Annotated in this window: 18 protein-coding genes, 1 tRNA gene and 2 pseudogenes; 12 read left to right on the forward strand and 9 right to left on the reverse strand. The window is 64.5% G+C overall.

Annotation, left to right across the window (positions count from 1 at the left end; genetic code table 11):
- Positions 1–17: 17 nt before the first annotated feature.
- Entirely contained in the window at positions 18–611 is a 594-nt protein-coding gene (locus OG203_RS44635) for a TetR-like C-terminal domain-containing protein (protein ID WP_405163245.1), read from the forward strand.
- Between the two features lie 88 nt (positions 612–699).
- Here OG203_RS44635 and OG203_RS44640 read toward each other — a convergent pair.
- A pseudogene (locus tag OG203_RS44640) lies at positions 700–964 on the reverse strand (AMP-binding enzyme); the annotation flags it as partial.
- 92 nt (positions 965–1,056) lie between these two features.
- Positions 1,057–1,158, reverse strand: a pseudogene (locus OG203_RS44645) (hypothetical protein); the annotation flags it as partial.
- 195 nt (positions 1,159–1,353) lie between these two features.
- Between OG203_RS44645 and OG203_RS44650 the strand changes: the two are divergent.
- The 5 genes from OG203_RS44650 to OG203_RS44670 all read left to right on the forward strand — a co-directional run bounded on the left by OG203_RS44650 (position 1,354) and on the right by OG203_RS44670 (position 6,443).
- Positions 1,354–2,112, forward strand: coding sequence for an SDR family NAD(P)-dependent oxidoreductase (locus OG203_RS44650; RefSeq protein WP_405163246.1), 759 nt, complete (start codon positions 1,354–1,356; stop codon positions 2,110–2,112).
- Positions 2,113–2,153: 41 nt separating this feature from the next.
- The gene (locus OG203_RS44655; RefSeq protein ID WP_405163247.1) at positions 2,154–2,354 is read left to right on the forward strand and encodes a hypothetical protein; all 201 of its coding nucleotides are present in this window, start codon (positions 2,154–2,156) and stop codon (positions 2,352–2,354) included.
- A gap of 239 nt (positions 2,355–2,593) precedes the next feature.
- Positions 2,594–3,040 carry a hypothetical protein gene (locus OG203_RS44660; RefSeq protein WP_405163248.1) on the forward strand — a complete coding sequence of 149 codons (447 nt, stop codon included), beginning with the start codon at positions 2,594–2,596 and terminating at the stop codon, positions 3,038–3,040.
- Positions 3,037–4,782, forward strand: a complete 1,746-nt coding sequence (locus OG203_RS44665) for a CocE/NonD family hydrolase (protein ID WP_405163249.1) — start codon at positions 3,037–3,039, stop codon at positions 4,780–4,782. The genes OG203_RS44660 and OG203_RS44665 overlap by 4 nt, the downstream gene beginning before the upstream one ends.
- Before the next feature lie 755 nt (positions 4,783–5,537).
- The gene (locus OG203_RS44670) at positions 5,538–6,443 is read left to right on the forward strand and encodes a CAP domain-containing protein (RefSeq protein WP_405163250.1); all 906 of its coding nucleotides are present in this window, start codon (positions 5,538–5,540) and stop codon (positions 6,441–6,443) included.
- 86 nt (positions 6,444–6,529) lie between these two features.
- Here the strand turns inward: OG203_RS44670 and OG203_RS44675 are convergent, their stop codons facing one another.
- Positions 6,530–7,099 carry a DUF6790 family protein gene (locus OG203_RS44675; RefSeq protein WP_405163251.1) on the reverse strand — a complete coding sequence of 190 codons (570 nt, stop codon included), beginning with the start codon at positions 7,097–7,099 and terminating at the stop codon, positions 6,530–6,532.
- Positions 7,100–7,520: 421 nt separating this feature from the next.
- Between OG203_RS44675 and OG203_RS44680 the strand changes: the two genes are divergently transcribed.
- The 3 genes from OG203_RS44680 (at position 7,521) to OG203_RS44690 (ending at position 10,488) form a co-directional block, all read left to right on the forward strand.
- Entirely contained in the window at positions 7,521–8,096 is a 576-nt protein-coding gene (locus OG203_RS44680) for an SMI1/KNR4 family protein (RefSeq protein ID WP_405163252.1), read from the forward strand.
- A 771-nt stretch (positions 8,097–8,867) separates the two neighbouring features.
- A complete protein-coding gene (locus OG203_RS44685; protein ID WP_405163253.1) occupies positions 8,868–9,113 on the forward strand; it encodes a helix-turn-helix domain-containing protein in 246 nt (81 codons plus the stop codon).
- A 124-nt stretch (positions 9,114–9,237) separates the two neighbouring features.
- Positions 9,238–10,488, forward strand: a complete 1,251-nt coding sequence (locus OG203_RS44690) for a hypothetical protein (RefSeq protein WP_405163254.1) — start codon at positions 9,238–9,240, stop codon at positions 10,486–10,488.
- A gap of 90 nt (positions 10,489–10,578) precedes the next feature.
- Here the strand turns inward: OG203_RS44690 and OG203_RS44695 are convergent.
- Positions 10,579–10,652: transfer RNA gene (locus tag OG203_RS44695), tRNA-Pro, on the reverse strand.
- A 224-nt stretch (positions 10,653–10,876) separates the two neighbouring features.
- Between OG203_RS44695 and OG203_RS44700 the strand changes: the two genes are divergently transcribed.
- Positions 10,877–11,599: a GAF and ANTAR domain-containing protein gene (locus OG203_RS44700; RefSeq protein WP_405163255.1), complete on the forward strand. Its 723-nt coding sequence runs from the start codon at positions 10,877–10,879 to the stop codon at positions 11,597–11,599.
- Positions 11,600–11,601: 2 nt separating this feature from the next.
- Here OG203_RS44700 and OG203_RS44705 read toward each other — a convergent pair whose 3' ends face one another.
- From OG203_RS44705 to OG203_RS44720, 4 genes are all read right to left on the reverse strand, one after another.
- Positions 11,602–12,324, reverse strand: coding sequence for a PAS and ANTAR domain-containing protein (locus OG203_RS44705; protein WP_405163256.1), 723 nt, complete (start codon positions 12,322–12,324; stop codon positions 11,602–11,604).
- A gap of 257 nt (positions 12,325–12,581) precedes the next feature.
- The gene (locus OG203_RS44710; protein WP_405163257.1) at positions 12,582–13,232 is read right to left on the reverse strand and encodes a class I SAM-dependent methyltransferase; all 651 of its coding nucleotides are present in this window, start codon (positions 13,230–13,232) and stop codon (positions 12,582–12,584) included.
- 50 nt (positions 13,233–13,282) lie between these two features.
- On the reverse strand, positions 13,283–14,734 hold the full coding sequence (locus OG203_RS44715; protein WP_405163258.1) for an MFS transporter: 1,452 nt from the start codon (positions 14,732–14,734) through the stop codon (positions 13,283–13,285).
- Positions 14,735–14,810: 76 nt separating this feature from the next.
- Positions 14,811–15,689 (reverse strand): LysR family transcriptional regulator, encoded by an 879-nt coding sequence (locus OG203_RS44720; RefSeq protein WP_405163259.1) that lies wholly within the window; start codon positions 15,687–15,689, stop codon positions 14,811–14,813.
- Between the two features lie 71 nt (positions 15,690–15,760).
- Between OG203_RS44720 and dapA the strand changes: the two genes are divergently transcribed.
- Both dapA and OG203_RS44730 read left to right on the forward strand, forming a co-directional pair.
- On the forward strand, positions 15,761–16,666 hold the full coding sequence (gene dapA, locus OG203_RS44725; RefSeq protein ID WP_405163260.1) for a 4-hydroxy-tetrahydrodipicolinate synthase: 906 nt from the start codon (positions 15,761–15,763) through the stop codon (positions 16,664–16,666).
- 27 nt (positions 16,667–16,693) lie between these two features.
- On the forward strand, positions 16,694–18,229 hold the full coding sequence (locus tag OG203_RS44730; RefSeq protein WP_405163261.1) for a DHA2 family efflux MFS transporter permease subunit: 1,536 nt from the start codon (positions 16,694–16,696) through the stop codon (positions 18,227–18,229).
- A 51-nt stretch (positions 18,230–18,280) separates the two neighbouring features.
- Here the strand turns inward: OG203_RS44730 and OG203_RS44735 are convergent, their stop codons facing one another.
- Positions 18,281–21,757: a DNA-directed RNA polymerase subunit beta gene (locus tag OG203_RS44735; RefSeq protein ID WP_405163262.1), complete on the reverse strand. Its 3,477-nt coding sequence runs from the start codon at positions 21,755–21,757 to the stop codon at positions 18,281–18,283.
- Between the last annotated feature and the right edge of the window lie 230 nt (positions 21,758–21,987).

Consider the following 21,987-nt stretch of genomic DNA (forward strand, 5'->3'; position numbering starts at 1 on the left):
TAGTCTAACCTTCGAGTATGACCCAGCCACAGGCCGGTCGGGCTCGTCCCGGGGGACGCACCGCGAAGACCCGCCAGAAGGTGCACGACGCCGTACGGTCACTGTTCAGTGAAGGCCGCGACGCCCTGTCCATCCGGGAGGTTTCCGAGCGGTCCGGCATTCACGAAGTCACCCTCTATCGTCGTTGGGGCACGATCGAGTCGCTTGTACTGGATGTCGCGGTCACTCAGCTCATCGAGGAGTCGCCGTTTCCCGACTCGGGAGATCTGCGGCGCGATCTGCTGGACTGGGCGAACGCGGTCGCGAAACAGGTGCAGACGCGGGAGGGTTTCGCTTTCTATCGCGCCTTGGCCATGGCCCGATCCCCCCTGTTCATCGAGGGCGAGGCCGATCCCGCGGTCGATGCGGCCGCCTACCTCGGCAGACGGATGGCGCAGATCCAGCAGGCGATCGACCATCACCGAGCCGAGAAAGGCGGAAACCCGCCCACTGTGGAGCGGATCTTCGACATCGTTCTCGCGCCGATCTACCTCCGCGCGATCTTCGGGTACGCTCCCGCAGGCCTCGAGCTCGAGGCCTTGGTCGACCGCGCGTTCACCGAGGGCAGCTGACCACACCCTTCTCACCGTGGGGAAATACTTTCCCGGATCGCGTCGGGTCGACCAGCGTCGACATGTCGCCGGTGTGTTCGACGCCGTTGCCGCAGGATGACGAACGCGACGATGCGCTGCCCGGTGGTCTCGTCCGCCGCGCCGACTACCGCGGCCTCTGCGACATCGGGATGTTCGGCGAGGGCCGATTCGACCTCGGCGGGGGAGATGCGGTGCCCGGAGGCATTCATGACGTCGTCGACCCGGCCGAGCACCCACACGGCCCCGTCCTCGTCGTACTCGGCTCCGTCGCCGGCGAAGTACCAGCCCTGCTCGGAGTAGCGGGACCAGTAGGTTTCGCGGTCATCGGCAGGTAGATCGCGACCCGGTCGCCGTGGCCGGCCAGGACGTGGCGGTCGACGCAGTTGTAGGCGATGTTGAGCTGTCCGTTCACGAACCACTTCGTGACCGGAGCGTCGGACCAGTCGAGTACGTCGGTGAAGGGTGCGTGCCAGTGCGGCACCACAGTGTCCGTCCGCCGAGCTGAGTTTTGCAAGAACTCTTGCATTAGTGGGCGGCACGGGACATACTGCTGTTAATGCAGGAATCATTACATTAAGGATGCGGGGCGAGTCTGCGACGGCCCATCAGACGGCGCTCGGCCGCTGGTCTGCTCCCGCCTCGTCCCGACCTCAGCAGTCGATCGGATCATCAACGCCTGCAGAGATTTTCGTAGTTACCGGCGCACAGAAGAGGATTCATAATGTCCCCGACAAACACGTCACTCGCGGGCAAGGTCGCGGTGGTCACCGGCGCCAGTTCGGGCATCGGCGCGGAAATCGCGCGCGAACTCAGCCAGTGGGGCGCCTCGGTTCTTCTAGTCGGCCGCGACGAACAGCGCCTGGATGCCGTCCGCGCCGAACTCGCGGACACCGGCGCGGAAACAGACCGACTGAGCGTCGAACTCACCGCGGATGAGGCTCCGGAGCAGATCGTCGCCAAGGCACTTGCTCGCTTCGGATCGATCGACATCTTGGTCCATGCGGCCGGCGTCTTTCTGCCGACGCCCTTCGTTGAGACGCCAGATTCTGAACTCGATATTCAATGGGCGGTCAATGTGCGGGCCCCGTTCCGCCTCACCCGGGCTGTCGCGGAACACCTGCCCGACGGAAGCGCGGTCATTTTCGTTTCGTCGATCTGCGGCTACGTCGGATTCCCCAACTCGACCGCCTACTGCGCCACCAAGGGTGCGGTCGAACTTCTGGTGAAGTCGCTGTCCGCGGAGTTCGCGCCGAGGGGAGTCCGGGTGAATGCGGTAGCGCCCGGCAATGTGCGGACCAGCATCAACGCCCATCTCCTCGCCGACGAGGAGTACGAGAAAACGATGCTCGACTCGACACCGGCAGGTCGCGTCGGCGAGGTCGGCGATATCGCGCCCGCCGTCGCCTTCCTGGCCTCGCCTGCGGCCGCGTACATCCACGGCTCGAGCCTGCTGATCGACGGCGGCTGGGTCGCGTCCTAGCCGTCCAGCGGAACCGATCCAGCCTTCCCTCAGGAGTGAACATGTTGAGCACCAACCGGATTCACGCTCTGACGGCACCTGATGAAACATCGGTGCTGCCCCCGTTCGACGCCCTCATGGCGGCCAGCGGGCTCAGCGTCAGCACGCCGCCACTGAATGAACAGACCGTTGTGCTGCTCCATCTCGCCGAGGTGGCCCCGGCCTTGCCGATCCCCACGGTCCGGAGTCGACGGAAGATATGAGTACGGTCTGGCGCGAGCCGACGCCCCCGCCGCGCGCGTACTGCGGGTGATGAAGTTCCTACCCGGATCCGCGCTGAGCGAAAACCGCTCGACCACAGCACAATTCGTCGCGGTCGCCCGTGCGCAAGCGGCAATGACCAGGGCGCTGGCCGGATTCACTTATCCTCGGCAAGACCGGACTCTGGTGTGGGATCTACGGTATTTCCCCGCCCTCCGGCCGCTGCTCGACGATGTCGCCGATGCCGACAACCGCAGGTTGGGCACGCGGATCTTCGACGCTTACGCCGAATTCCTGCAGGATCGGGCCCCGCGACTGCGGCACCGGTTTTCTCGGCATCATGATATTGGGCGGCGCCTTCTTCGGCTTCGTCACTCCGCTCCCGGTGCAAATGGTTCTCTCATTGCTCCTCGGTATTTCCTTCACCGGCATCGTTTACACGAATACCAGTGCGCTGATGCAACGTTCGGTGGACGTCAAATATCTCGGACGGGTGAGCGGGCTGTTCGTCGCCGCGATGTACATTCCCGCCGCCGCGTCCGGATACTTCTTCGCTCATATGCGGGACAGTTTCGGCTGGCAGACCGCCGGAATAATCCAACTGACGGTAATTCCCATCATCGGCTTGGCCGCCATGGCGGCAATGGGCCGGGCACCTATTGTGTATTCACAGAAAGGTTTGTCATGACAGAACATTACGCACCGAAGAGTGAGCTGCGCGACGGCATGCGCGTCGATTGGGACGTGCGCATCACGATGGGCGACGGCATCACCCTGGCCGCGGACATCTTCCGTCCGGACGACGACGAAGCGCACCCCGTGCTGCTCGCCGCAAGCCCCTACGGCAAGGGACTGCCGTTCGCGGTGGGCTTTACCAGCCAGCTGAAGAGCCTGCTCGACGAGCATCCAGAGGTCGCCGAGCATTCCACCAACGCTTACCAGGTATGGGAATATCCAGACCCCGAACGATGGGTCCCCGCAGGCTATGCCTGCGTGCGAATCGACACCCGCGGCGCCGGTGCCAGCGAAGGCGCCATCGACTTCTTCTCGCCGCAGGAAACGCAGGACCTCTACGACTGCATCGAGTGGGCGGCCGCGCAGCCGTGGAGCACCGGGAAGATCGGCCTGCTCGGCATCTCCTACCTGGCCAGCAATCAGTGGCAGGTCGCCGAACTCGCGCCACCGCATCTGGCCGCCATCTGCCCGTGGGAGGGCGCCTCAGACTACTACCGCGAATACACCCATCACGGTGGCATCGCGTCCGAATTCCTGCCCAGCTGGATGCCGTATCAGGTCACGAGCGTGCAGCACGGCCGCGCCGACGCCGAAGTCAACCCGCACACCGGACGCCGCGTCTCCGGGCTGCCGATCCGAACGGAAGCTGAGCTCGCGGAGAACGCGATCGCCATCGGTGACGTCCTTCGGGAGAACCCGACGGTCAACAGTTACTACCAGGATCGTTCCGCGGTGCTGGAGAAGATCACCGTTCCGGTCTTGTCCGCGTCGAACTGGGGCGGGATGGGGCTGCATTCACGCGGAAACTTCGAGGCATTCACCCGAGTCGGTTCCGAACAGAAGTGGCTTGAAGTGCACGGGTTGGAGCACTGGACCGAGTTCTACACGAATTACGGACTCGACCTGCAGCGGCAGTTCTTCGACCATTTCCTCAAGGGCGAGGACAACGGCTGGGACACCAAGCCCCCGGTCCAGCTCAAAGTGCGCACCCCGGAGGACTTCTTCGTCCGCGCGGAGAACGAGTGGCCGCTGGCCAGGACCGAGTGGACTCGTTGTTTCCTCGATATCGACTCCGGGTCGATCACCCGCGACGTCCCCTCGACGGATCAGCGCGTGACGTTCGAGGCGCGCTCGGCGGGGGTCATGTTCAAACTGCCGGTCCTGGAGGAAGAGTTGGAGCTCACCGGGCCGGCCGCGCTGAAGTTGTTCGTCTCATCGACGACAGCCGATGCGGATCTGTTCGTCACCATGCACTTGTTCGATCCCGACGGGACCGAGGTCTTGTTCCCCACGGCATTCGAACCGCACGGGCCCCTCGCACAGGGATGGCTGCGCTTGTCGCAGCGGACCCTCGATGCGGACCGTTCGCTGCCGTATCGTCCGTGGCACACGCATACCGAAGCGGCGCCGGTGGATCCAGGGACCGTATACGAAGCCGATGTCGAAATCTGGCCGTTCTCGATCGTCGCGCCGGCCGGATACCAGATCGGAGTGTCGGTGCGTGGTCAGGACTACACCCACGGCCTGCCCGGCAAACAAGAGTCTGCCTATGGTCGCGAACTGCTCGGCAGCGGTGCGTACTGGCACGAACTGCCGGGTGACCGCGACAAGCCGGTCTTCGACGGGCAGACGACACTGACCGGAGCGGCCGACCAGCGGCCATATGTCCTGCTGCCCTGCATTCCCCGCTCGTAGTCGGACGGGGCGGAATTGGTACCGGGAGCGGTGAACGGTTCCCAGGCGCCAAATCCGATGGGGCACAAGCACGTATCGTGTTCGTGCCCTCCCCGGCTGGTCGGATCGCCCTCGCACCGCCGCCGGATTGTTCGTAATTGTTAGGCCGACATTATGCGAGTTGAGCGGCTGAGATACGTTGTGTCACAGGTAGTCCCGGCGATAGACGTTGTGGTCCGCACGGCTTATAACGTGGTGGAATCGAAGCGGTGACAATGCGAGCAGATCGGGATGATGAGCGAAGGGCAGAAAGGTACCTCTGACGAAAAGGGCGGCATCAAACCGTCGCAGGTCTCCGCGGCGGCGCTGGCGCGGTTATGCGGCTTTTCTGGGATCGACGCTGGGGGTGGCCGGCACTGTGGTGGCCGAGTACGGCGCGCGCGGTGCCTGCCTATGGCCATGCCACGGCCATAGGCGACCGCATTCAACGACCATTCCGCCACGAATTGTGTTGATTGTCAGCAACATCCACGGCAGTCGGGGAGATCTGCCGCCGGATCGCGGTGGCGGTTTCAGGCTGACCTTGACTCGAATTACCGAGACCTAATGTAACTCGGCAGCCGCGTCATCGGCCTCTACGCTTCGGTACTGATCAGCAGGTGGATCAAGGTGGCTTCACCGCTGATCGGAACTGGATCAGCGCGAGTACGGAGAGTTGTGAGAATCGTAGTCACCGCCATCGAATCGCCAAATGTCCAGCGGGAGAGGCGATGTCGATGAATGCAGGGTTGAAGATGTGGAATGCGTTGCGGGAGCGCGCTGGTCGGCGGTCGCGGGCCGCGTTCGGTGCGGTGTGCGTGGTCGCTGTCGTCACCGGGGGAGCGCTGGCCGGCCCGGCCGAGGCTGAGCCGGACGAGCCGGTGACGGGGACCGTCGAGTCGCCGAACGGCCGCTGGCCGGTCAATGTGCGGTCCGGTCCGAGCTTGCGGAGTCCGAAGGTCGGCCGAATTCGGCACGGCAATCGGGTGACGATCGTGTGCACGACTCGTGGCGACCGCGTCAAGGGCGCATGGGCTGCCACCGACGTGTGGGACAAGCTCGACAGCGGTCGGTGGATCAGCGACGCCTTCGTCGACACCGGAACCGACGAACCGGCGGCGCCCGACTGTTCGGGCGGGGATCCCGAGCCGACCGAACCAGCAGAGCCGACGAGACCCGAGGAACCCACGAAACCGGAGGAGCCGACGAAACCGGGCCCTGGCGAGGGTGCGACGGCGTGGGAGCAGCAGATCCTCGACCTCACCAATGCCGAGCGAAGCAAGAAGGGTTGTCCGCCACTACGACTGGATGAGCGGTTGACCCGGGCCGCGCGCCTGCACAACCAGGAAATGCGAGACCGAAGGTACTTCGACCACATCAGCCCCGACCCTGCCCACCCCTACCCCGAGCATCGGGCGAAGGCGCAAGGCTACCGGGGCGAGGTTTCGGAGATCATCGCGCTGGGGGCGAGTAACCCCCGGGAGGCCATGCAGGGCTGGCTGAGCAGCTCGGGTCACCGGGAGGAGCTACTCAAATGCTCCTGGACATCGGTGGGCATCGGTGCGCTGAAAGGCACTACCGGGCGCGGGAATTCGTTGCTCGACACGGGACCGTGGTGGACTCAGATGTTCGGTGCACGCTGATCACCGCGTACGGCACCGCACTTCGAAACGCTGTTTGCCGACGAGGTCGAGCCGCGTTCGCGGTTCCGCCGAATTACCTGTCGTGTTCATGCCCGCCTGCTCCCGGCTGCGTGCGACGAGTCAATCATGCTGCTGGACAACAGGTTCGAAGTCCCAAGCTGCTGTGTGGACAGTTGTTGTGCGCGGTAGGCGAGGGCGATCATGACCGCAGGGAAAAGCAGGTCGCAGACCAGGACCCCACCAGTGTTGCCAGGAGCGTGATCGCCGTGCGCGAACCACTGGTAGACGTGCCCGATCAGCGCGCCCCACAGGAACATTCCGGCGCCGAGGCCGATGGTGATGCGTTCACGAGCCGAGGCCGAGACGGCACGAAAACCCATCACCGCGAGCCCGAGGTTGGCAAAGGCGATCTCGAACTGGAACGGAGTCGAGTCGAACCCGATCGCGGTCGCCATCACCTCCGGCACCATGAGGAACGCGAACGTCATCCACAAACTGCCGAAGCCGAGCGCGACTACAGCCCACCACCGCTGCCAGGTCTCCAATGCGGCCGCGCGAGAGGGACTGTGCCGGGTAGCAACAAGTGCGCCGACGACCGCGATGAGCGGCCAGATCAGAGGGGCTGAGGTCTGTGCTAGGTAAGACGTGTTGCTCATATCGCGATGTAATCCCTTGTGACACAATCTGTCTCCCGGATTACGCCGCAAGACGAGCACGCACCCTTTTTGTTAGCCTCCGAGGGTGGGGCCCGACCGGACGGTCGCGGCCCGGACAGCAAGGACGAATCGTCGTCCTGGATCGGGAGATCAGATGCACCTGCTCACCCTTCGCCGCGGCATTGCCGCTGCGGGAATCGCCGCCGCGGCAGCCCTCGCGCTGGCAGCCCCCGCCGTGGCCACCGCCCAGCGGCCCAGGCTCCGGCCCGGGCGCGGGCCACTAGGTTCTGTCTCGAAGTGAGTGGTGGGGTGCACCGCACAGCGGTGCCACCCCACCAGCATGTTCGGCCGAAGTCGTAGTTCTCGTTGTATGGCCAACTGGTGTGGCTGATCAATCAACACTCTGCAGAGGAGTTCACGCGTGGACATTCGCCCTTTCAGCATCACCGAGTGGCGCACGTTCCTGCGTGACTATGGTTCGAAGTTCCTGGACAATTCGAGTTTGTTGCGTGCGCTCGAGGAGAACGGGGCCGGGACTTTCGTCAGGAGTCACGTCGAACGTGAGGGATGGATCGGCTACGAGCCGGCGAGTGCGGACGCCGTATCGGCTGCCGAAGAGCGGCTCGGCACTCGACTGCCGCCGACGTACCGGAACTTTCTGATGGCCAGCAACGGCTTTGGCTATGTCGACCATGTCGATCTGCTCAACGTGGACGAGATCGGGTGGCTTCCCGAACGCGACCCCGAGCTCGTGGAGGCTTGGAGCTCCGCAATCGACGACACTAGTCGCTCGATCCTCGAGCAGAGCTTGCTGATCGCACAAGACGATGGCGGGCCCGGCGTGTGCTGGCTGCTGCACCCCGACGGCGCCGCGCAGGACGGTGAGTGGGCCGCGTACGAATGGTTTACCGGCGACGGCAGCAGTCCTGATGATGATCGTTACGAGAACTTTGGTGCGCTGCTGTGGGATGCGGCTCGGCGATTGGACACCGATTGACATGAGCCGATCGGAACAGGGTGTCGCGCACGCGCAGCGACCGGTAACCGGTCGGCCCAAGCGCGGCCAGCTCGGCATCGATATCGACCTCGATCGCACCGAAGAAGTTGCGGATCATGCCCTCGTGGGCGTGCAGTGGTTGTGTCCCCCTCTGGACACGACCACTACGCCCACGGGGAAGGCCGAGATCTGGTTTCGGCGCGCTGCCGACGCCGATGCCGGACTCTGCAACCGGCTGAGCGTCTGGAAGTCCGACAGAAACACGATCGTGTCGCGATTCGTGAGCCTCGCAACGGTCTGCCGCTTGCTCGCGGCAAGCCATGTCGCCGGTATATCGGGCTCCCGCCCCGCCGACCTCAGGGCGCGACCGACGCCCCGATGCATGGAAGCTTTCTAAGCCCCCATATGGAATGTTCTAACTGGGCTGGTATCCACGCAGAATTATTGCAATTCTGGTTATAGAAGGAGCTGACGGGATGCTTCGAGCCTTAGTGGTACTTAGAGGTAGTGGCGACAGGAAACTCTCTCAAATTGATTGACGGGCCGGACTTAGGGAGGGTGTCATGATGTTGAATGCCTTATCGGTTCAATGGTTGTCCTCATTCGGCAAGCGCTGGCATGATTTACCGACCGCTCAGTTAAGGAGCGCGTGTTGCGCGGTGAGCCCAACCTGCATGCGAGACCTTGGAGGGCCATTCGTTCGACACGAGCGCTCGAACGGCTACCTGACGGTCGGCAACCATACAGCACACTTTGGAGCCTTGAATTGTCATGCCCCGGGCGGGAGTCTTCCTCGTGGAAACGGGTGAAGCGGCCTGGCTCAGCACCGAGGAGGTTGCTCAACGACTGAGGGTGCCCGCCAAAACACTCGCAGTCTGGGCGTCGGGTCGTCGCGGTCCTCGGTTTGCCAGGATTGGCCGGTTTCGCCGCTACCGGCTCGACGACCTGCTGGCGTGGGAGGAAGAGCAGCTCAGGAACGGAGGTGGGTCGACTATCACCGCAAAGGAAGATGGTTAGGAGGAGTTCATGCGGGGAGTTCCGGGCTGTGCCGCCGCTGGGCGGAGGTTGAGAGATCTGGAAGGCCACACGGCCAGGTTGGCATCCGTGCTTCCTGCCGCCGCTGGGTGGGGAAAGTGATCGAATGAGCCGCCAACAGCACCCGGTCGGCACGTACGGCGAAATTTCGGTCAAGCGGCAGCCGACCGGCAGTTATCGAGCTGCGACGAGGTTCTACTTCCCGTCCGGGCCCGAACTTGTTCAGGCCTACGCCAAGACGGCCGAACAGGCCAAGTCCCGCCTCTTGGAGAAGCTTCGGGATCTCAAGCCCCAGCATCGAGGTGCCTCGATCACGGTGAAGACGACTCTTCTGGAACTCGGGACCATCCTGCTCTCGGAGATGGAAGCGGATCCGGATGAGACCGAGGGCAATATCGAAGACTACCGCCGTGAGATATTCGTCAGTCGCGACAAGCGCGCGAACTCGGCAACGATCAAAATCGAGAACAGCATTGGATGGATGGCGATCTGGCAAGCCGACTCGGGGCAGCTGGATGCCCACTTGCGCAAGATCATCGCCAGGGGGAATCGGCGAAAAGCCAAGCAACACAGGATAATTCTGCGACGGATGATGGATATCGCCGCTCGCGCGCTCGGATGGTCGGACAACCCGATCGACCGAACTGTGTATCTGGGAAAGCGAAAGACGGTGGCGCGCGGCAAGATTCGCGAGCTCGAAGCGTTACCGCGGTTGCGGCAGCAACTGCGCGACTGGGCGGACGGCAAGGCGGTCCCGGGAGGCACGGAATACACCTCGGGCCCACCTCGCGACTACGCGATTCCGCTGGTCTTCGACCTGGATCTCGACACCGGTCTTCGGCCCTATGAGATCTTTGCCGTGCTGCTCGACGACATCCGTGACCTCGATACCGACGACCCCTATCTGCTGGTGACCGGAACCCTGATAGAGACGAAGGGCAAGGGCACGGGCGGATGGATTCGCAAGCCCGTCCCCAAGTCGGAGAACGGCTGGCGCGGCGTGTGGCTCTCCAGATATGGCGCGGCGGCGGTGCGTGCCCTGGTGAAAGAGCTAGAGGACTCGAAGCGGCCGAATCCGGATGGTCTGCTGCTTCCGTCGAGGTCTGGCACCCCGCGCAGTCCCAACAATTTCAACCGCGCGTTCCGGGAGGCTCGCGGGACCGAGTTCGAGTGGGTGACGCTGCGGACTCTGCGCAAGGCGGTATCGACGCGGGTATATGAGCGGACCCAGGACGGCGATGCTGCCCGGAGGCAACTGGGCAACACGAAGGATATCGCTCGTACCCACTACACCGACATGCCAGACATGGCGCCCGATCACCGATCGATCATCGAAGAGTTGTTCGGCAGTACCTGACAGGCGCCCAATTTGTGCTGTTGATGTGCCGTCGGCTCGATTCAAACACTGAACGCCAGGTCAGAGAGTGTCTCTGACCTGGCGTTTCTGTCGGGCTGACAGGATTTGAACCTGCGACCACCTGACCCCCAGTCAGGTGCGCTACCAAGCTGCGCCACAGCCCGTTCCGCGCCCATCGCTGGGCGCTCGAAGAGATTACCTCAGGTGCGGCCGGGAGAGCGAATCGCCTGGTGAGCGGCGTGGCGGAGGGCGTGAAAGCTGGTCGGCCGCAGGGGGTGTGGCGCAGGTCCGGGGGTGGGGTCGATTGGCGGCGAGCAGTGGGGGCATTCCCGACAGTAGGAAAGTGCCGGTGTCCACGGGGCCGGTGTAGCGGAAGGAGACGGCGGGTATGAGTCGGGAACGGCGACTGGTCGAGGCGTTTGTGCAGCTGGCGGACTCGCTGGTGGAGGACTACGACCCGGTGGACGTGGTGCAGGAGCTGCTGGATCGCGCCGTTGACCTGCTACCCGTCGATACCGCGGCGGTGCTGCTGGCAGGGCAGGATGGTGAGTTGAAGGTGCTGGCGTCGACGAGTGAGGCGACGCGGTGGCTGGAGTTGCTGCAGATCCAGGCGCAGGACGGGCCGTGCGTGCAGTCGTATCGCAGCAGTGAGCTGGTTATCGTCGAGGACCTCGAGCAGGTGCGCGACGAGTGGCCCGCGTTCGCGAAACAGGCTCTGCTGGAAGGCTTTCGGTCGGTGTACGCGCTGCCGCTGCGGTTGCGGACGGACCGGGTTGGCGCGCTGAATCTGTTCAGCGCGGGCGAGGAGCAGATGACCGAGGACGATCTGCTGGTCGGGCAGGCGCTCGCCGATATCGCGAGTATCGCGATTCTGCAGGCCCGTCTGCTCACCGACCACAAGACGGTCAACGGGCAGTTGCAGCTGGCGTTGCAGAGCCGCATTGTCGTCGAGCAGGCCAAAGGCATGCTCGCCGCGCAGGGCGATCTCGACCCCGAAGCCGCCTTCGACGCCCTGCGCGGCTACGCACGCCGCACCCGCGCGCGGCTACCGGAGCTGGCTCGTGGCGTGGTCGATCGCACCATCGATATGGACAAGATCCTGGACCGCTGACCTCACAGGCGCTCGTGCACGGTGAGCAGCAGATGGTCGAACCGGGTGCGCAGCTCGACCATCGGCCCGTCCAGCGTGCTGACCTCGGCGACGAGCTGGGTGGCCAGCGCGCGCAGCTTGGTCCCGGTCTCCTGGGAACGCCAGGTCAGCACCCGAAACGCCTGTTCGGCGGTGATCCCGTAGATCACCATCAGGACACCTTTGGCCTGCTCGATCGCCGCGCGCGCGGAGTACAGCTCGGGCAGCGCGCCGTCGAGGGTCAGCCTGCGGTCTTCTTCGAGCGCGTTGGTGATGTCGACGTAATACCCTGACGTGCCGATCACGTCGCCGTCGTCGCCGACCATGTCGTCGCCGACCACGAGGACGTGGTGCACAGCCCCTTTGGTGTCGATGATCCGGTGGCGGCTGCAGAACGGCTCGCCGGTCTCGACGGTGCGGGCGATCGTGTTGGCCACCTGCTCGCGGTCCTCTGGATGTTTGTGTGAGAGCAACAATTCGGTGGTCGGGCGCACCGATCCTGGTTGGTAGCCGTGGATGAGCGCGACCTCGTCGGACCATTCCCAGCGCTGGTCGGCGAGCCAGAAGCGAAAGGTTCCCGCGACCTGCGCCCTGCCCGCGACGAGTACCTCCTCGACCGGCCGGACCGTCTCGGACCCGATGGGCTCTACTGTCGGCGTTTTGCCGCCCCCGTGCGCGAGTTCCGGAACATCAACAGACTGATCCAACGACCTGCCCCTCTCGATCTAGACCGATGTCAGTATCAAAGACGGTCGGCTGGCGGGGTCTGGGGCAGCGCGTTCCGGTCGACTAGATTACCTGGGCTGGCCGACTGTTCGTCGGCGAGGCTCGGCGAGCGGGATGACGTGCGAAACGGCGAGGTCAGACGTACCAGTGGGCTGTGCGCGCGACGTCAGACACCCGGTCGAAGAGATCGATCCGCGCCGTCAGAATCCAGAGCGGTTGTGCCACAGTGGTTCCCTGATCAAGCGCGCCTGGCGACGGTCAGTACATCCGGCACGAGCACGGCAGGGACCGGCCGGTGCACGGGGCGCTGCTCGGTGACCCGGAATCCCGCCGCCTCGACCAACAGCCGCATCTCGTCGGGCGACGGAAAGTACGCGACCCCCTGAATCGGTGTCGGCTGCAGCAACTGCGCGAACCGGTGGCGAGGATTGATGAGGACGATCGCGAGCAGCCCACCGGGGGAGAGGATTCGGTGGAACTCTTCGAGCGCCGCCGGATGATCGAAGAAGTGGAAGGCGTGCGTCGAGACCACGGCATCGACCGCGCCGTCGGGTAGGCCGAGGTTCTCGGCCCGTCCGTTGAGCCAATTCACCTGGCCGGAGCGGGCTTTCGCTTGCCGCAGCATGCCGACGGACGCATCACAGCCGTACACCAGCTCGGGCGTGAGGTCCTGTTGGATGCGAGAGGCGAGAATCCCTGTGCCGCAACCGACATCGGCGACTCGCCGAATATCGGCCTGCCGCAGCTGCGCGATGATCTCGTCCTGCGGCGGCCGGTAGGCGACCCGCTGTACCAGGGGGATGTTGTACACCCTGGCGAGCCGATTCCAGCCGTGGGTGACGAGGTTGTTGAACGCGCGGGTCGGTGCGTGCGGCATGGCGGCTGACATCGGTGTCCCTTCGGCGTAACTGACCTCAAGACTAAATTGTCTGAGACAATTTAGGAAGTCTTGGCCGGCGCGGAGGTGGCACTCAATGGCTTCGCGATGTCCTCGAGCGAACGACCTTCCGCCCGAATGCCATACGCCACCTCGACGAGCCCGGCGGCGAACATCGCGGCGGCCCCGATGGCGAAGGCGAGTGCGGTCTTGCCTGGATCACCGTCGGCGGCCAGCTTCGAGAACACCAGCGGCCCGGCCACGCCGCCCGCGACGGTCCCGATCGCGTAGAAGAACGCGATGGCCATGGCGCGGGTCTCCATCGGAAAGATCTCGCTCACGGTCAGATACGCCGCGCTTGCGCCGCAGGAGGCGACGAACAGCACCGCGGTCCAGCACGCGGTCAGCGTCACCGCCGACAACACTCCCGCCGCGAAAAGCCATGCCGTGCCGAACAATAGGATCGCCGAACCGATGTAGCAGCCCGCGATCATCGGTTTACGCCCGACCGTGTCGAACAGCTTGCCGAGGAACAACGGCCCGAGGAAGTTGCCGAAGCAGATCACCGCGAAGTAGTAGCCGACCCGATCGTCGGCCACGTGGAACGACTTCGACAGGATGAGCGCGTAATTGAAGGTGATGGCGTTGTAGAGAAACGCCTGCCCGACGAACAGCGAGAACCCGAGGACGCTGCGCCGCGGATAGTGCTTCACCATCACCGCGGCGATCTCTCGGAAGCTGATGGTGTGCCGCTGGTGGATCTCGATCCGCTGGTCCGACACGTCCTCCAGTGCACGACCGGTATCGGCGCCGACTTGCTTTTCGATATCGCCGACGATCGCCTCGGCCCCGTCCTCGCGCCCATGGATGAACATCCAGCGCGGACTCTCCGGAACATGGCGCCGCACAACCAGAATGATCAGCCCGAAGACTGCGCCAAGCGCAAAGGTCAAGCGCCAGCCGATGTTCGGCGGAAACAGATCGGTATTCAACGCCAGGATGGACAGCAGCGAACCGCCAACGGCGCCGAGCCAGAACGTCCCGTTGATCACGATGTCGATGCGCCCGCGAAACTTTCGCGGGATGAGTTCGTCGATCGCGGAGTTGATCGCCGCGTACTCGCCGCCGATGCCGAATCCGGTGAGGAAGCGGAACAGGATGAACCACCACATCGAAAACGACAGCGCCGTCATCGCTGTCGCGAACAGGTACACCGCGAGGGTGATGAGGAACAGCTTCTTGCGGCCGAATCTGTCGGTGAGCCAACCGAAGAACAGCGCGCCGCAGCCAGCCCCGGTGACATACATCGCCGCGGCGAGCCCGGAAACCTGTGCGGCAGTGATGGTTATGCCGCTACCCGGCTCGGACAGCCGACTCGCCACGCTGCCGACGACGGTGACCTCGAGGCCGTCAAGGATCCACACGGACCCGAGCCCGATCACCACCATCCAGTGCCAGCGCGACCATGGCAAACGATCGAGCCGCGCCGGAATATCGGTCGATATCGTCTTCACAGGCCACCCACCTTCGGTCAGTGCGGACCGATTACCCGAGGGGACAGCAAGTATTCAGAGCAGTGTGATGGCGCCGTCACGGCTGCGGCATCGCCGCGACGGACGTGCGCAATGCCGAGCGGGCGGCCAGCACGGCCGGATGGTTCCCGGTGCCGCGCCGGTACGCCAGCAGTGTCCGCCGTCGCGTCGGTAGCGGCGTGAGCGTGACCCCTGCCGGGCACGTCAACGCACCGAGTTCCGGCACTAGCGCGACACCCTGCCCGGCCGCGACGAGCGCGAGCACGGTGCCGAAGTCGTCGGCATGATGACGGATGCGTGGCGTGAAACCCGCTGCCTGACAGGCGCGCACGGTCATCGTGTGACATAACGTATCGGGAGTCCCCGCGATCCATGAGGTTTCGCGCCAACCGGCCAACGGCTCGTCGGATAGCGCGGCGAGATAGATGGTTTCCTCGAGCAGCGGCTCGGTGTCGAGCGCGGGATCCGGCTCGACGGGCACATAGTCGTACTCCTGAACCAGCGCGACGTCGAGCGTCTCCGCGCGCAAGGCGGCGGGCGCGGTCGCCGGGTCGAGCTCGGTCACCATCAGCTCGAGCCCGGGATGATCACGGCTCAGTGCGACGAGCGCGGGGGACAGGATGGTCCGAACGGCGGTCGGGAACGCACCGATCCGCAGCGTTCCGGTCAGGTCGGCGCGCGTAGTGGCCAGTTCGGCGGCGGCCTGTTCGAGCACCGCGAGGATCGTCTCCGCGTGCTCGACGAGCGTGCGCGCGGCCGGGGTCAGCGTGACCCGGCGGCCGGTCCGCTCGAGCAGCGGCACGCCTGCCTCGCGTTCCAGCGCGCTGAGCTGCTGTGAGACGGCCGAGGGCGTGTAGGCGAGTGCGTCGGCGACCGCCGCGATGGTCTCGCGGTGTGCCAGCTCGCGAAGCAGCCGCAACTTACGAATATCGAGCATCAGTTCACCTTATGCTCCACCGTAGGAACGTGAACTAGACCTGAAGGGTCAATCGGGTCAGGCTGGTGCCTATGACGCTCGCAGGCTTATTCGTTCCCCTTGTCACGCCGTTCACCGCCGACGGCGCGCTAGCCGCGGACGCGTTGGAAGGACTTGCCCACTCGGCCCTTGCCGAGGGCGCGACCGGCCTGGTCGCGCTCGGCACGACCGCGGAGGCCGCCACCCTGAACGCGGTCGAACGCGGACTCGTCGTCGAGATCTGCGCCCGCGTGTGCCGAGAACACCACGCCCCCTTGATCGTCGGCGCCGGCTCCAACTGCACGGCCGACTCGATCGAGGCGCTCGCGGCCCTCAGCCCGCACATCACCGCCGCGCTCACCGTCGTCCCGTATTACACCCGCCCGTCGGAAGCGGGCGTGCTCGCGCACTTCCGGGCCCTCGCCGCCACCAGCCCCGTGCCCCTGGTCATCTACAACATTCCGTACCGCACCGGCCGCACCCTCGGTGCCGACACGCTGCGCCAGCTCGCCGACGAGCCGAACATCATCGGCGTCAAACACGCCGTCGGTAGCATCGACGACACCACCATCGAGCTGATGCGAACGCGCCAAGTCGATTTCGCCGTCCTCGCGGGCGACGACCTGTACGCGGCACCCCTGCTCGCCCTCGGTGCCGCTGGCGGCATCCTCGCCTCCTCGACCCTCGTCACCGCGTCGTTCGCCGCCCTGGTCACCGCCTGGCGCGACGGCCCGCTCGACGAGGCCCGCGCCCTCGGCCACCGCCTGGCAGCGCTGTCGGCCGCCCTCTTCGCCGAACCCAACCCGAGCGTCATCAAGGCGGTCCTGGCGGCCAAGGGGCGCATCCCGAGCCCGGCGGTTCGCCTGCCCTTACTTCCCGCCAGCGGGGCCGCCACATCGGCCGCTTTGGCCGCATTCGAAAATTGTTCTGCCGAATTGCCACAGAAATTGCTGGTGTAGGAGCCGAGGAGGTGCAACGCTGAAGCGGTGACTCAACCTCCGGATAATCAGGCGACGGCGCCTGACCCGACCGCCGACAAGTTGGACGCGGCCGTCTTCAAGGTGGCGGGCGTGGTCGTGCTCGGCGCGATCATGTCCATCCTCGATATCACCGTCGTCAACATCGCGCTCCCCACCTTCCAGATCGAGTTCGACACCAGCTACGCCATCGCGGCGTGGACGATGACCGGCTACACGCTGGCATTGGCCACCGTCATCCCGCTGACCGGCTGGGCGGCGGACCGGTTCGGCACCAAACGCTTGTACATGGCCGCGCTCACGTTCTTCGTACTCGGCTCGGTGCTGTGCGCGCTGGCATGGAACATCGAGTCGCTCATCGCGTTTCGCGTAATCCAGGGCATCGGCGGCGGCATGTTGATGCCGCTCGGCATGACGATCATGACGCACGCGGCGGGCCCGCAGCGGGTCGGCCGGGTGATGGCGGTGCTCGGCGTGCCGATGCTGCTCGGCCCGATCTCCGGCCCGATTCTCGGCGGCTGGCTCATCGAGTTCCACTGGCAGTACATCTTCTTGATCAATGTGCCGATCGGCATCATCGCGCTCATCCTGGCGTACGTCGTGTTCCCCTCGGACAAGCCGGAACCGTCGGAGTCGTTCGACTTCGTCGGCATGCTGCTCGCCTCGCCGGGTCTCGCGTTGTTCCTCTACGGTGTCTCGTCGATTCCCGGTGAGGGGACGGTGCTGGCGGCGAAGGTGTTGCTGCCCGCGATCATCGGCCTGATCCTGCTGATCGGCTTCGTGTTCCACGCATTGCGTACCGAGCACCCGCTGATCGACCTGCACCTGTTCCGCAACCGTGCGCTGACCTTCGCCGTCCTCACCATGGTGCTGTTCGCGATCGCGTTCTTCGGCAGCAGCCTGCTGCTGTCGGCCTATTTGCAGCAGGTGCGTGGCGAGTCGCCGTTGCATGCCGGATTGCTGCTCGTGCCACAGGGATTGGGCGCGATGCTCACCATGCCGATCGCGGGACGACTCGTCGACAAGATCGGGCCTGGCAAGATCGTCATGGTCGGTATCGCGCTGATCGCGCTGAGCACGGCGTTCTTCGTGCAGCTGAAGGTGGATACCTCGTATCCGCTCATGCTCACCGCGCTGTTCGTGATGGGTCTCGGCATGGGCTGCACGATGATGCCGATCATGACCGCGGCGATCCAGACGTTGAGTCATCAGCAGGTCGCCCGCGGCTCGACACTGATGAACATCATCAACCAGACCGGCGGCTCGATCGGTACCGCGACGATCTCGGTGGTGCTCACCTCGCTGCTCAACGATAAGCAGTTCGCCGGCATGGCGATCGCGGCGACCACCAGACCGGAGCTGAAGAGTCAGCTGCCACCCGGTGCGCTGGAGGCCGGATTGAAAGAGGCCGCAACGGCATTCAGTCACTCTTACATCGTCGCGCTGGTGCTCATCATCCTCACCCTGGTTCCGGCGTTCTTCTTGCCGCGCACCAAGCCGAAGAACCCGGATCTGGCCGACGCGGCTGTCGCGGTACACGTTTAGCGCTGATACGCCGAGATCACCTGCCCGGCAGGTGATCTCGGCGCACGGTCCTCAGCTCGGCAGGTCCTCGATGGTCGCCGCTTCGTTCCTGGACAGGTTGATGCCCAGGTTCGCAGCGGCGCGCTCCAGATCCTCGTCATCGCCGTCGCGCATCTCGATCGCGAGGCCGTCCGAAGACAGCACCTCGACGTTGAGGCACAGCGACTGGAGTTCCTTGAGGAGCACCTTGAACGACTCCGGAATGCCCGGCTCCGGAATGTTCTCGCCCTTGACGATCGCCTCGTAAACCTTGACGCGGCCAACGATGTCGTCGGACTTGATCGTCAGCAGCTCCTGCAGCGTGTAGGCCGCGCCGTAGGCCTGCATGGCCCAGCACTCCATTTCACCGAAGCGCTGGCCACCGAACTGGGCCTTACCGCCGAGCGGCTGCTGGGTGATCATCGAGTACGGACCGGTCGAGCGGGCGTGGATCTTGTCGTCGACCAAGTGGTGCAGCTTCAGGATGTACATGTAGCCGACCGCCACCGGGTACGGGAACGGCTCGCCGGAGCGGCCGTCGAACAGCGTGGCCTTGCCGTCCGCGCCGACCATCACGTCACCGTCGCGATTGGGTAGCGTCGAGCCGAGCAGCCCGGTGAGCTCCTCGTCGCGAGCACCGTCGAACACCGGTGTCGCGATATTGCTGTTGGCGGGCGCGGCCAGCATCTCTGCCGGCAGCGTCGCGGCCCAGTCGGGTGCACCCGTGATCTCCCAGCCGGTCTTGCCGATCCACCCGAGGTGGGTCTCCAAGATCTGGCCGATGTTCATCCGACGCGGCACACCGTGGGTGTTCAGGATGATGTCGACCGCGGTGCCGTCGGGCATGAACGGCATGTCCTCGGTCGGCAGGATCTTGCCGATAACACCCTTGTTACCGTGGCGACCGGCGAGCTTGTCGCCGTCCTGGATCTTGCGCTTCTGCGCCACATATACCCGCACCAGCTCGTTGACACCGGGAGGCAGATCGTCGTCGTCCTCCCGCGAAAACACCCGGATACCAATGACTTTCCCGGATTGTCCGTGCGGCACCTTCAGCGACGTATCACGGACCTCGCGCGCCTTCTCACCGAAGATGGCGCGCAGCAACCGCTCCTCCGGGGTCAGCTCGGTCTCACCCTTCGGGGTCACCTTGCCGACGAGAATATCGCCGTCGCGCACCTCGGCACCGATCCGGATGATGCCGCGCTCATCGAGGTCGGCCAGCACGTCATCGGAGACGTTCGGAAGATCGCGAGTGATCTCCTCCGCGCCCAATTTCGTATCGCGAGCGTCGACTTCGTGCTCTGCGATGTGGATCGAGGTGAGCACGTCCTCCTCGACCAGACGCTGCGACAGGATGATCGCGTCCTCGTAGTTGTGGCCTTCCCACGGCATGATCGCGACGAGCAGGTTCTTGCCGAGCGCCATCTCACCGTTCTCGGTGCACGGCCCATCAGCGAGGACCTGACCGACCTCGACCCGTTGCCCTTCATCGACAATGGGCCGCTGGTTGACGCAGTTGCCCTGATTCGACCGGGCGAACTTACGCAGACGATAACTCTTACGCGTGCCATCGTCGGCCATCACGGTGATGTAGTCGGCCGAAACCTCTTCCACCACACCGTCTTTCTCATTGACGACCACATCGCCCGCATCGATGGCCGCCCGCAGCTCCATGCCGGTGCCCACGACGGGCGCCTCGGAACGGATCAGCGGCACCGCCTGACGCTGCATATTCGCCCCCATCAGGGCGCGGTTGGCGTCGTCGTGCTCGAGGAACGGGATCATCGCCGTCGCGACCGAAACCATTTGGCGCGGCGAAACATCCATGTAGTCCACCTCGATGGGCGAGACGAATTCGACCTCGTCACCGAAGCGCCGCGCGAGGACCTTGCTCTCCAGCAGCCGCCCCGTGGCGTCGACCGGCGAGTTGGCCTGCGCGCGGATATACCGTTCCTCCTCATCGGCGGTCAGATAGACCACCTCGTCGGTCACCCGACCGTCGACAACCTGGCGATACGGCGTCTCGATGAAACCGAACGGGTTGACCCTGGCGAACACCGAAAGATAGCCGATCAGGCCGATACTCGGCCCTTCCGGAGTTTCGATCGGGCACATCCGGCCGTAGTGGCTGAAGTGGATATCGCGGACCTCGATGCTGGCCCGTTCCCGCGACAGACCACCGGGCCCGAGCGCCGACAGTCGACGCTTGTGGGTCAGGCCCGCGAGCGGGTTGTCCTGCATCATGAACTGCGACAGCTGCGACGTGCCGAAGAACTCCTTGATCGACGCGCTGACCGGACGGATGTTGAGCAGGGTCTGCGGCGTGATCGCCTCGACGTCCTGCGTCGTCATCCGCTCACGAACCACCCGCTCCATCCGGGACAGGCCGATCCGGAGCTGATTCTGGATCAGCTCGCCGACCGTGCGGACCCGACGGTTGCCGAAGTGGTCGATATCGTCGACCCCGATCGGCACCTCGACCCCGCCCTCGGCGGTCATGGTCTTGTCACCCGCGCGCAGGTGCGCCAGGTACTCGATGACGGCGACGAGATCCGCCTCGGTCAGCGTGGCCGCGTCGATGTCGAGACCGAGCTTCTTGTTCATTTTGTAGCGACCGACGCGCGCCAGGTCGTAGCGCTTGTCCTTGAAGAACAGGTTCTCCAACAGGGTCTGCGCGGACTCCTTGGTCGGCGGCTCGCCCGGACGCAGCTTGCGGTAGATGTCGAGCAGCGCCTCGTCGGTGCCCGCCGTGTGGTCCTTTTCCAGCGTCGACATCATGATCTCGGAAAATCCGAAACGCTCGACGATCTGTTCCGCGCTCCAGCCGAATGCCTTGAGCAGCACGGTAACCGGCTGGCGGCGCTTACGATCGATGCGGACACCAACGGTGTCGCGCTTATCGATGTCGAACTCCAGCCACGCGCCACGTGACGGAATGACGCGCGCACTGTGCAGGTCCTTCTCGGTGGTCTTGTCGACGGAGTGGTCGAAGTAGACCCCCGGCGAACGAACCAGCTGGGCGACGACGACGCGCTCGGTGCCGTTGATGATGAAGGCGCCCTTGTCGGTCATCATCGGGAAATCTCCCATGAAGACCGTCTGGCTCTTGATCTCACCGGTGTTGTTATTGATGAACTCCGCGGTGACGAACAACGGCGCCGCGTAGGTCATGTCCTTGTCTTTGCACTCGTCGATGGAGGCCTTGACCTCTTCGAATCGAGGGTCGGACAGCGTCAGCGACATGGTGCCCGCGAAGTCTTCGATCGGGGACAGCTCGGCGAGCACCTCTTCGAGGCCGCCTGCCGCGTTGTTCTCGCCACGCGCGGCGGCCCGCGCACGCCATTGCGGCGCGCCGATCAACCATTCGAACGAGTCAGTTTGCACGTCGAGCAGCCCTGGCACGTCCAGGGGTTCACGAATTCTGGCGAACGACACCCGCTTCGGGGCGCCGGGGACTCCGGCAACTACCTGGGCTGTAGTGGTGACTTTTTGGGACGAGACTGACACGGTGCGTCCTTCCGCGACCTCACACTGCTGATGAATTGCGTGTGGTCACCTACCCGAACGAAACTCGCACACCGTAAGAAGCGAACACCACGTGGTGATTCACAAAATAATGGTTCGTGTGGTCGGACAGGAGGCAGCCAGCGCAACGTCCCAAGTTACTCGCTTATTAAGCGCACCACAATAGGCATTCGAGACTTGGGCTCATGCAAGAACCACGTCGAATGTTTCCT

Origin of the sequence: Nocardia sp. NBC_01499, assembly GCF_045040275.1 — a bacterium.
Classification (GTDB): Bacteria; Actinomycetota; Actinomycetes; order Mycobacteriales; family Mycobacteriaceae; genus Nocardia.